General features: G+C 71.7%; 6 protein-coding genes and 2 tRNA genes. 2 read left to right on the top strand and 6 right to left on the bottom strand.

Annotated features, from left to right (window positions below; translation table 11 throughout):
• Positions 1 to 457: 457 nt before the first annotated feature.
• The 6 genes from C3492_RS23130 to C3492_RS23105 all read right to left on the bottom strand — a co-directional run bounded on the left by C3492_RS23130 (position 458) and on the right by C3492_RS23105 (position 6,332).
• Positions 458 to 1,633 carry a zinc-dependent alcohol dehydrogenase gene (locus tag C3492_RS23130; RefSeq protein WP_103813656.1) on the bottom strand — a complete coding sequence of 392 codons (1,176 nt, stop codon included), beginning with the start codon at positions 1,631 to 1,633 and terminating at the stop codon, positions 458 to 460.
• Positions 1,630 to 2,568, bottom strand: coding sequence for an SRPBCC family protein (locus C3492_RS23125; RefSeq protein WP_103813655.1), 939 nt, complete (start codon positions 2,566 to 2,568; stop codon positions 1,630 to 1,632). The genes C3492_RS23130 and C3492_RS23125 overlap by 4 nt, the downstream gene beginning before the upstream one ends.
• 279 nt (positions 2,569 to 2,847) lie before the next feature.
• Positions 2,848 to 4,023, bottom strand: coding sequence for a glutathione-independent formaldehyde dehydrogenase (locus C3492_RS23120; RefSeq protein WP_103813654.1), 1,176 nt, complete (start codon positions 4,021 to 4,023; stop codon positions 2,848 to 2,850).
• A gap of 298 nt (positions 4,024 to 4,321) precedes the next feature.
• Positions 4,322 to 5,452, bottom strand: coding sequence for a hypothetical protein (locus C3492_RS23115; RefSeq protein ID WP_181140508.1), 1,131 nt, complete (start codon positions 5,450 to 5,452; stop codon positions 4,322 to 4,324).
• A 512-nt stretch (positions 5,453 to 5,964) separates the two neighbouring features.
• A tRNA-Arg gene (locus C3492_RS23110) sits at positions 5,965 to 6,037 on the bottom strand.
• A gap of 204 nt (positions 6,038 to 6,241) precedes the next feature.
• Positions 6,242 to 6,332 (bottom strand) — tRNA-Ser (locus C3492_RS23105).
• A gap of 166 nt (positions 6,333 to 6,498) precedes the next feature.
• Between C3492_RS23105 and C3492_RS23100 the strand changes: the two genes are divergently transcribed.
• Positions 6,499 to 6,969 (top strand): SSI family serine proteinase inhibitor, encoded by a 471-nt coding sequence (locus C3492_RS23100; protein WP_103813652.1) that lies wholly within the window; start codon positions 6,499 to 6,501, stop codon positions 6,967 to 6,969.
• A gap of 292 nt (positions 6,970 to 7,261) precedes the next feature.
• The gene (locus C3492_RS46940) at positions 7,262 to 10,153 is read left to right on the top strand and encodes a PAS domain-containing protein (protein ID WP_374938361.1); all 2,892 of its coding nucleotides are present in this window, start codon (positions 7,262 to 7,264) and stop codon (positions 10,151 to 10,153) included.
• Positions 10,154 to 10,387 lie beyond the last annotated feature (234 nt).

Genomic DNA, 10,387 nt, shown 5'->3' with positions numbered 1-10,387 from the left:
GATCTGACGCCCGGACCGTCCTGGGCTCCGAACGTTCCAGAGGGGACCACGCGGGGACCCTCCTGAACGATCTCGAAAGCCGTCGTGGCGCGAGTCACCGTGGGTTCGAATCCCGCACCCACCGCGCGATGAGCAGTGAGAACGGCCCCTGACCAGGCCTGATGGTCAGTTGGGGCAGATCAGCGGATCCTGCGGGACTCACAGGTCGCCATGACGACGGAGGTCTACGCCGAAGCCAGAGGCCCCGGAGCAATTCGGGGCCTCTCACCTGTGCGCACTGGGCAGGATGCGACCCTGCAACCTTCTGATCCGTAGGATCGGGCGGACTGCTGGGCGGCGGCTCCGCCTTCCTCCCGGCTGATTGCTGACGGTCGTGTGTCTCTGTGTGCCGTCGTTGCCTTCAGGGTCGCTCGCCGGCGTCAACGAGAGGTGGTGGCGGAGCTCATCGGTGCTGTCCTCACGGCGTGAGGACGACCTTCTCGCAGTGGTCCTTCTTGTTCTTGAACAGGTCGTAGCCGGTCGGTGCCTCGGTCAGGGGCAGCCGGTGGGTGATGATCCGGGTGGGGTCGATCTTGCCCTGCTCGATCATGCCCAGCAGCGGTTTCATGTACTTGTGCACGTGGCACTGCCCGGTGCGCAGGGTCAGGGACCTGTTCATCCAGGCACCCGCCGGGAACTTGTCGATCAGTCCGCCGTAGACGCCGATGACCGACACCACGCCTCCGCTGCGGCAGGACAGGATGGCCTGGCGCAGGGCGTGCGGCCGGTCGGTTTCGGAGCGGACCGCCTGCTTGGCGCGGTCGTAGAGGTGGACGTGGGAGGCGCCGTGTGTGGCCTCCAGGCCGACCGCGTCGATGCACTTGTCGGGGCCCCGGCCTCCGGTCAGTTCGAGCAGGGCGGACCGTACGTCGGTGTCCTCGAAGTCGATGGTGGTGTAGCCCTGGGCGGCGGCCATGTCGAGCCGGTAGGTCTCCTTGTCGATCGCGATGACCTTCTCCGCGCCCAGCACCCGGGCGCTGTCCATGGCGAACTGGCCGACCGGACCGGCGCCCCAGACGGCGACGACGTCGCCTTCCTGGATGTCGCACATGTCGGCGCCCATGAACCCGGTCGGCAGGATGTCGGACAGGAACAGCACCTGCTCGTCGGTGAGGTCGGACTCCATCTTGAGGGCGTTGACGTCGGCGAGCACCACGCGGGCGTACTCGGCCTGGCCGCCGGCGAAGCCGCCGGTGAGGTGGGAGTAGCCGTAGATGCCGGCGGTGGGGTGGCCGAAGAACTTCTCCGAGATGCCGGCGTTGGGGTTGGTGTTCTCGCAGCACGAGTACAGCTCCGCGCGGCAGGATGCGCAGGCGCCGCATGCGATGGGGAAGGGCACGACGACCCGGTCCCCGACGCGCAGTGTGCCCTCGGTGATGCCGGGGCCGACCTCGACGACCTCCCCCATGAACTCGTGGCCCATGATGTCGCCCTTTTGCATGGTGGGGACATAGCCGTCGAGCAGGTGGAGGTCGGAGCCGCAGATCGCCGTCGCGGTGATCTTCACGATGGCGTCGCGGCTGTTCAGGATCGACGGTTCGGGAACGTCCTGCACCTCGACCGAGTTGCGTCCCGTCCAGCAGTTCGCCTTCATGCCAGGGCCTCCTTCAGTTCGTCCTCGGTCAGCGGTCGGGCCGGGTGCTGCGGGAACTCGCCGCGGGCCCGCTTGCCGCCGGGTGCGCCCTCGGAGCGGACGACCTCCCCGGTCTCCGCGATCTGCTTGAAGCGGCGCAGGTCGTCGTCCAGCTGCTGGTGCGGTTCCTCGCCGAAGTAGCGCGCCGCGGCCTGGCCCAGCGCCCCGCCGGGCAGGTCGTAGCGCAGGGTCACCCGGATCTCCGTGCCCCGGCCGCCGGGGGCGGGCTCGAAGCGGACCTCGCCGGAGTTGTCGATGCCGGCGCCGTCCACCGACCGCCAGGCGATCAGCCGGCCGGCGACTTCCTCCGTGGTCTCGGCGTCCCATTCGACCGCCTTGCCGAACGGCGCACTGGCCCGCCAGTGACTGGTGCGCGGGCCGGTGACGCGCACCTCCTCCAGGTGCGCCATGAAGTCCGGCAGCCGCTCCAGGTCCCTCCAGAGCGCGTAGACCTCGTCCGGGGGCCGGCTGACGGTGGTGGTCGCGGTCAGTTCCATGGGAGTGCTCCTACGGGTGCGGGTCACGGCCGCGTAGACGTCCGTGACCGTGAGGGCGGTGACCGCGACGGTCGCGGCGACGGTGCGGCCCAGGCCGCGACCGTTGTGGTTCTTCAGGGCCCGGCTCAGCATCGTCAGGTCCATGAGGTCGCCGCCGACCCGGCCCCAGAGCCAGGCCGGGTGCGGCCGCCCCAGCAGCCCGGTCGCCGCCGCCAGCTCGCGCACGCCGACGGCGGTCGTGGCGGAGCGGTGCCGGGGGGCGTCACCCACGCCCAGGACCCGGGCGAAGCCCGCCGGGGCGACGACCTGCGGCACGCCCAGGAGCGCACTGGCCCAGCCGAGGCCGCGGACGAGCGGATCGCGCTGGCGGCGGGAGGTGGAACGGATGTCTGTCTTCATGAGTGCTCCCCACGTGCGGTGAGGTGAACGGAAGGGCGGCCACTTGAGCGAGGCGAAAAGCGCAGAGTGGACAACGGCGGAGTTTCCGCGTGGCCGCCACCAATCCTCGGCTTCCGTCACCCACCGGCGTCGCGGTGGTGAACCGGACACGGTTGATCGCCGCTGCCAGGTACGACGGCGGCGCAGGCGACAGTCGCCCGTCCAACCCCGGCCGGAGCCGGGGTTGGACACCGCTCGTCGGCCGGCCCGGTCCGCAGGCGGGCGGCGGCCCTGTGCTCCCTACCGCTTGTGGCCGTTGCCGTGTCCGTCGGGGTGCAGGACGACCTTGGTCCAGCCCTCGTCGCGGGCGTCGAAGTGCTCGTAGGCGGTGGGGGCCTCGTCCAGGCCGAGCTCGTGGGAGACGACGAAGCTCGGCTTCGCCTTCCCGCCGGCGATCAGATCGCGCAGCGCCCGGTTGTACTTCTTCACCGGTGCCTGCCCGGTCCCCATGTGCTGGCCCTTGAACCACATCATGCCGAAGTCGATCGGGACCTTGCCCTGTGCCTCCAGCTCACCCTGGGCCTCCGCGCCGCCGGGGTCCTGGGGCAGGAACACGCCCACCACGCCGATGTCGCCGGTGAACCTGACCGAGTCGATCAGGCCGTTGAGCGTGAGGCTGGCATCCTCGTGCCCCTGGGGGTCGTGTGCCTGGTAGCCGACGCATTCGCAGCCGTTGTCGGCGCCCAGACCGAGGGTGGCCTCCTTGACGACCTCCGACGGATTCTGCTCGGCGGTGTTGATCGGGATGGCCCCGATCTCCTCCGCCTTGCGCAGCCGGTCGGGCTGGTGGTCGACCGTCCAGACGCGGCCCGCACCCTTGAGGAGGGCGGAGTAGGTCGCCATCAGCCCGACGGGACCTGCGCCGAAGACGATGGTCTGGTCGCCCGGCTTGACGTGGGCCATCTCGGTGGCGTGGTAGCCGGTGGGGAAGATGTCGGCGAGCATCACGTAGTCGGTCTGCCGCTCGGCGGCGTCCTCGCCCAGACGCAGGGCGTTGAAGTCGCCGTAGGGCACACGCAGCAGCTCCGCCTGGCCGCCCTGGTAGGGGCCCATGTCGGCGAATCCGTAGGCGGCTCCCGCGAGGGCCGGTTCCGGCTGCATGGTCAGGCAGTAGTTGGTCAGGCCCTGCTCGCACTGCTTGCAGAAGCCGCAGGCGATGTTGAAGGGCAGGACCACGTACTCGCCGACCTGGACCTTGCGGACGGCCGGGCCGACCTCCACGACCTGGCCCATGTTCTCGTGCCCGAGGGTGCGGCCGGACTCGAACGAGGTGCGGCCCTCGTACATGTGCAGGTCCGAACCGCAGATGTTGGTGGTGGTGATCTTGACGATGATGTCGCAGGGGTGTTCGATCTTCGCGTCCGGTACGTCCTTCACTGTGACCGTTCGCGGTCCTTCATATACCGCTGCCTTCATGATGACTTCCCTCGGTGTCGCGGCATGACCGCGGCACGGCGACGACGAGACGGCGCAGAGAGCCCGACTCTCGGAAGTTGCTGTGACGGGGTCCGTGGCTCCGGCACGCCTCTGCGGGCCGTTCACCCGGGTCAGGTGGAACGGTGGTTCCGCCGCCGGCCTGCTCGGCGAAGCTTCGGCACTCCGACGGCGTGCGGTGCGGGTCCCCGTCGGCATACGACGCGAAACGACCCTTCAACGACCGATCAGCGGATATTCCGTACTCGGACGGCCACCGGTCCCAGGCAGCGTCTCCGACTCAGGTCACCGGCTGGTCGTCGTGGTCGTCCGCCAGCATGCGGCGACGTTCCTGTTCGCGCTTGGAATAGGCGGCTGCCCGGATCGCCTCGTCGCTCTCCAAACCGGATCCCAGCGCGCCGCCCACCGTGGCGACCGAAGCGACGAACCAGGACAGCGTCCAGTACTCCGTGGCGTGCAGCGGGGTCCGTGTCATCGAGACGAAGGCTTTGTCGTTGAGGATGAAGAGCGCCCACACCAAGTTGATGACCATCAGACCCGCGTAACAGACGACCACGCCGATGCCCAAGGTCACGACCGTCGAGGCGTTGTAGAGGGCCGTCCTCTTCCTCTCCTCCGGCGAGGCATCCGTCGATCGATGCCACAGGTTCGCGTCCACGATCAACCAGCCGATCATGAGAGCGACAGACCCGACCGTGGCGATCACCAGGCGTGGCGTGCTCAGGGAGGTGGCCAGGCTCCAGATGGTGGAGTTCACGGTGGCGACCGCTCCCGTGGCGAGGGCGGCCGCCAGGGCCTTGGACAGACCCGGCACCAGCCGCCACGGCTGGTTGGCGCGGACCATACCGCTGAGCACCCTCAGGTAACCGCCCGGCCCGCTGACGACGTACCGCAGATCGGCGGTCTCCTCCTCATCGATCGGCCCCGGGTGAATAGGCGCAAGACGACTGGCAAAACGTCCGAGCGAATGACGCCGCGACGGTTCCTCTTCCCCGGTGGCCCGCGGAGTCGCCAAGCTGAGCACGGCTTCTTCGACCGCCCGCAGGGCCCTTCCCTGAAGTCGCAGGCCCCCCAGCGACGGAAGGGACAGCAGCGCCAGGCCGTGTTCATGACTCAGATCCACGACGAGCTTGCGCCCGTGCGAGTGCAGCGGAAGGTCGGTGAGGGCCACGACGACGTCCCAATGTTCCGCACGCGCGCGGTCCATGATCCGGCGCGTCAACGTGGACAGATCCTCGGTCCCTGCGGTGAAGGGCTCACTGACCACCTCGACGTCGAACCGCCGCCCCCGGCCCGACTTGTCGGCGAGCCGATCAGGGAGGACCCGGGCGATGCGCCGCGCGATCTGCGTCGGCGCGTCCGGATCCGCCAGGAGAGCCACGACCGTGACGCCCTGCGACGACTCGCGCATGACCGGACCCTTCTCGTCGGCTGCCCCGGCGCTCACCAGTGCCCCCAGGATGCTCCCGAGATACCGTCGGCGCCCCCTGACACGCTTGCCCGCCGCCGGCCGGCAGACGGACCGCTGCTTCATCCTGGGGCGGGGGAACGGGGGTGAGGCCCAATCAAGAACCGTTCACGGCCGGGGTTCATCCGGGCTTGACGCCCTGGGAGTGCTTCGGGCGCCGGACGGGAACAAGACGCCGGCGAGCGGCTCCTCGAGGTCCCGGGCCTGACTTGGAAGTCGATCTCGCCCTGCGCGCCCGCGCGTCGGCCTCCGGGTGATCCCCTCCGGAACACGCGCCCCACGCGCAGCTCACTCCTCGAGATCTACGCCGAAGCCAGGGAGGAAGAGGCGCGGGCCGCGCTCGGCAAGCTCTCCGATGCAATGGGCGGGGCCGGCTGATGCCGTTGCTGTACTTTGCTGCTGTACGCCACTGAAACGCAAGAGACCCCGGATCTCTCCGGGGTCTCTCATCTGTGCGCACTCGGCAGGATTCGAACCTGCAACCTTCTGATCCGTAGTCAGATGCTCTATCCGTTAAGCTACGAGTGCTTGTTCTTTTGTTCTGCCCCCGCTCCCGGTCCTTTCGGCCCGCTCGCGGCGACAGGAAGAACATTACATGACTGCCGCCGTCATGTGAAATCCGATCCGCATACCCCTTGTGACCTGCGAAAACGTCGGCAGGGGGCGAGGAGGCGGCAGAGGTCGGGAAACGCCGAAGCCCCGGTCCTGGGGACCGGGGCTTCGGGATGGGGGCGGAGGCGGAGGGATTTGAACCCTCGATGGGCTTTAAGGCCCAAACCGCATTAGCAGTGCGGCGCCATAGACCGGACTAGGCGACGCCTCCAGCACAACCGCTCACGCGAGCGCGCGAGTGGTGCGTGCAGATGATGACACAGTCGAGCACCGCGTCACCAATCGCCCCCCACGGTACTAGGCACCTGGGCCGCAGAGCAAAGGGCTTCTCCCCCGGCGGGGCGCAACGTCCGGGGCGGGGGCGCGTTGGAAGGGGTATGGACTCCGTGCTGCCGGGCGCCGGACGGCGCCTTCTGCTCGCGTCGCTCTGCGCCGCCGCTTCCCTCGTCCCCCTCACCGCCGTGTCCGCCGCCGCGGCCGGCGCCGTGCCGCCGCCCGTCCGGCCGGATGACCAGGGTGATCACCTCACCATCGTGGTCCGGCACGCCGGGGCGGGCCGGGACGGGACGTACGAGGTGCGCTGCCACCCCAGTGCCGGTCGGCATCCGGACGTCGCCGAGGCGTGCCGGGTGCTCGACGCGCACACGCGGTGGGGGCGTGATCCCTTCGCGCCGGTCCCTGACGGCACCACCTGCACGATGCTCTACGGCGGCCCGGCCACCGCCCGGGTCACCGGGACCTGGGCCGGACGCCCGGTGGACGCCTCGTACGACCGCGGCGACGGGTGTGAGATCGGGCGGTGGGACCGGATGGTCCCCATGCTGCCGCGCATGGGCGGGCCGGCGTAGCGGGCGGTGGGCGGACGCATTGGTTCCGTAAAGGTCCCGGGGAGGACTCGGGGAGCCGGCGCATACGGTCACGCGTTCGCCGTCACTTCCTCGTGGGACCTCCCTCTCATCCGGCGCCCCGAGCGCGACCCGTGCCCTTAGACTCCCTCGCGTGACACGTCGCGGGCCGGTTGGCAAGATGGCCCGAGCGGTCGGCAAGGTGCGGTAACAGGGAGGAAGGCGTCTCGTGAGCAGCAGGCCATCCCGAGGCGCTGCTCGCCTCGCAGCCATACTCGACGCGCTGCCGGACGCGTTGGTCCTGGTCAACGCCAACGGAACCGTCGTCAACGCCAACACCATCGCGCTGGAGGCCTTCGAGACGCCCGGTACGGCTCTCGTGGGGCGCGGGCTGCTCGATCTGCTGCCCGAGTTCGACTCCCGGCTCATCCCCGGCTCCATGCGGCGGCCCGATCACATGGATCCCACGGGACGGACCAAACCGACCCGGATGGTCGCGCGGCGGACCGACGGGACCGAGTTCCCGGTCGAGGTCACCAGCGCGAACCTGGAGAACGGGCAGCAGGCGTACGACGGTTACGGCTACACCGGCGACGAGCTGCTGATGATCGTGGTCCGGGACCTGTCCGGGACCGTGGACACCGAGGCCGAGCTGGCCCGGTCGCAGCGGCAGACCGAGATGATCCTGCGGGCGGCGGCGGAAGGTGTCGTGGGCACCGACACCGACGGACGGATCGTGCTCGTCAACCCGGCCGCCGCCCAGATACTGGGGTACCGGGCCGGTGAGCTGGGCGGCAAGGAGCTGCACACGCTGGTGCTGCACTCCCGCGCCGACGGCTCGCCCTTCCCGTACGACGAGTCGCCGCTCGCCGACACCCTGCGCTCCGGCCGCAAGCACCGGGTGCGCGGGCAGGTGCTGTGGTCCAAGGGCGACCAGAAGGTGCCGGTCGACCTGACCACCGCGCCGGTGCGCGACGGCGACCAGCTCGTCGGCGCCGTGATGACCTTCACCGACCGGCGGCCGTACGACGCCCTGGTGGAGGAGAAGGCCGCGCTGGAGAAGGCGCACGCCGAGGAGCTGGAACGGCTCTCCGAGGAACACGCCTCCGACCTGACCGCGCTGCGCCAGCAGCACGTCACCGAGGTCGAGGAGCTGCGCGAGAAGCACACGGAGGAGCTGGCGGCGGGCGAGGAGCGGTACGCGGCGCTCGCCGAGCGGGAGAAGGACCGGTACGAGGCCCTCGCCGGACGGCACGAACAGTTGCTGACGCTGCTCGGGCAGTCGCTGCGCGGACCGCTGGACGAGCTGCGCCGCGAGCTGTCCGCGCTCGCCGCCGACGACGCGGGGCAGCTGTGGCCCGAGGCCAACCAGGTGCTCCACCACCTCTCGGCCGGCTACTCCCGCATCACGACCCTCATCGACAACGTCCTCGGGTACCAGCGGCTGGACGCGGGCGCCGAGGACATCACCCGTACGAAGGTCATGCTGGACGCCGTCGTCGCCGCCGGTGTGGACGGGGCCGTCGAGCTGATCGGGCCGGGGCGCGTGCAGTTCGCCGTCCACGCTCCGCCCATCGAGGCCGAGGTCGACCCGCAGCGGCTCGCCACCGCGCTCGCGCACCTGGTGGCGGACGTCGCCGGGGTCGACGCCACCGGCAACACGCCCGTCTCGGCGGGCGGTTACCTGGACAACACCGTCGTCGTGGCCGCCGCGCAGCGCGGTGAGGTCGCGCGGATCGAGGTGCGCGGCCCGTACGCCGGCGGGGACCCGGTGCACGAGCCGATCGTGCGCGGGATCGTACGGGCCCACGGCGGTGTGCTCCAGACGCACGAGGTGCCGGGCATGAGCGGCAGCGCGTACGTGCTCGAAGTACCGCTCGGCGGCGGGGCGGGCGCGGTCGCCGCAGGGGCTGCCGGTGCCGCCGAGGCGTCGGTCGCGGTGCGGGTGCCGGACGGCGGTGAGGGCGGCGCGGACGACGCCGGTACGGCGGGGCAGGGCCCCGTTGGTGGCCGGCGGCGGGCCCGGCGGGCCTCCACGGACGCCTTCCTGGACAGTGACGTGGCCGGCGCGGGTGACGCCGGTGACACGGAGGCGCCCGCGCCGACCGGACGGCGCCGGCGGCGTGCCGCCGCGCCCGCCGACGAGGGTGCCGAGGTCCCGGCCGAGGGCGCGGAGACCGCATCCGGCGGGACCGGACGGCGCCGCGGCCGGCCTGCGGACAACGCCGGTGCCGGTGCCGGTGCTGCTGCTGGTGAGGGCAACGCCGAGGGCGTGTCCGAGGGGTCCGTGGTGACCTCGGCCGAGCAGGGCGCGGGGGCCGCCGCCTCCGGTACGGGACTCGGTGGCACCGTGCCTCCGCAGGGCGTGCCCGTGCCGACGGGCCGACGCGCCCGCCGTGACTCCGGTGCCCCGCAGGCCGCGCTGCCTCCGGCGCTTGCGGCGGCGGGCGGCGAGCCGGGCGCGCGGGCGGTGCCGGCCGAGGGTGCCTCCGTGGTGCCGGCGCAGGGTGGCGAGGCGGTTCCGGCCGAGGGCGCGCAGCCGACGGGACGGCGCCGACGGGCGCTGGCCGCGGCGGCGGAGCGGGCCGCGGCGCAGGAGGCGGCGGGCGGCGCGCGTACGGTCTTCGCCCTGCCGCCGGCCGAGGCGGACCGGTCCCCGGACACCCCGGGCCCGGAGGGTGGCACGGCCGAAGCCATGGGCACGGGCGTCGGCACGGGTGTGGCTGTGCCGGTGCCACCCGGTGGCGGCGCGGCTGCGGGGCCGGGTACGGGGGTCCCTGTGGCTCCGGGTGCCGGGGTTCCGGTGACTCCGGGGGCCGGGGGCCAGGTGGCTCCGGGGACGGCGGTCCCTGTGGCTCCGGGGGCCGGAATGCCGGTGGCTCCGGGCGCCGGAATGCCGGTGGCTCCGGGCGCCGGAATGCCGGTGGCTCCGGGGCCGGGGGCCAGCTGGCTCCGGGGACGGGGGTCCCTGTGGCTCCGGGCGCCGGAGTTCCCGCTGCCCCTGATGCCGGTGCTCCTGTCAGCCCGCACGCCGGTGTCCCTGCTGGTGGCCCCGAGGCTGCCGGTGCCGGCGTTCCCGCCGGTGGCCCCGTCGCTCCCGGTGCCGGGATTCCCGTCGCCCCAGGTGCCGGTGCGCCTACGGCCTCCGGCACCGACGCCGGCGCACCCGTGGCTCCGGGTGCCGTAGCCCCCGCCGTTCCCGGTGCGGGTCCCGCCGTCGGCGGTCGGCCCGGCGTCCCCGGTCCGGTGGCCGGTGCCGGGCCGTTGCCCGGACAGGTGCAGGTTCCCGCTCAGATGCCGGTGTCCGTCGAGGGCATCCCTGGTGATGACGGCCGGCACGACGCCGTACCGCTCGACCAGGCCGAGGACCACACCCCGCCGCAGCCGCATCCCACCAGCGCGCCGACCGGCCGACGCCGCC

The sequence above is a fragment of the Streptomyces sp. Ru62 genome, assembly GCF_002920615.1.
Lineage (GTDB): Bacteria > Actinomycetota > Actinomycetes > Streptomycetales > Streptomycetaceae > Streptomyces.
The sequence above is the reverse complement of the archived record's forward strand: the minus strand, read 5'-3'. Positions and strand labels throughout refer to the sequence as shown.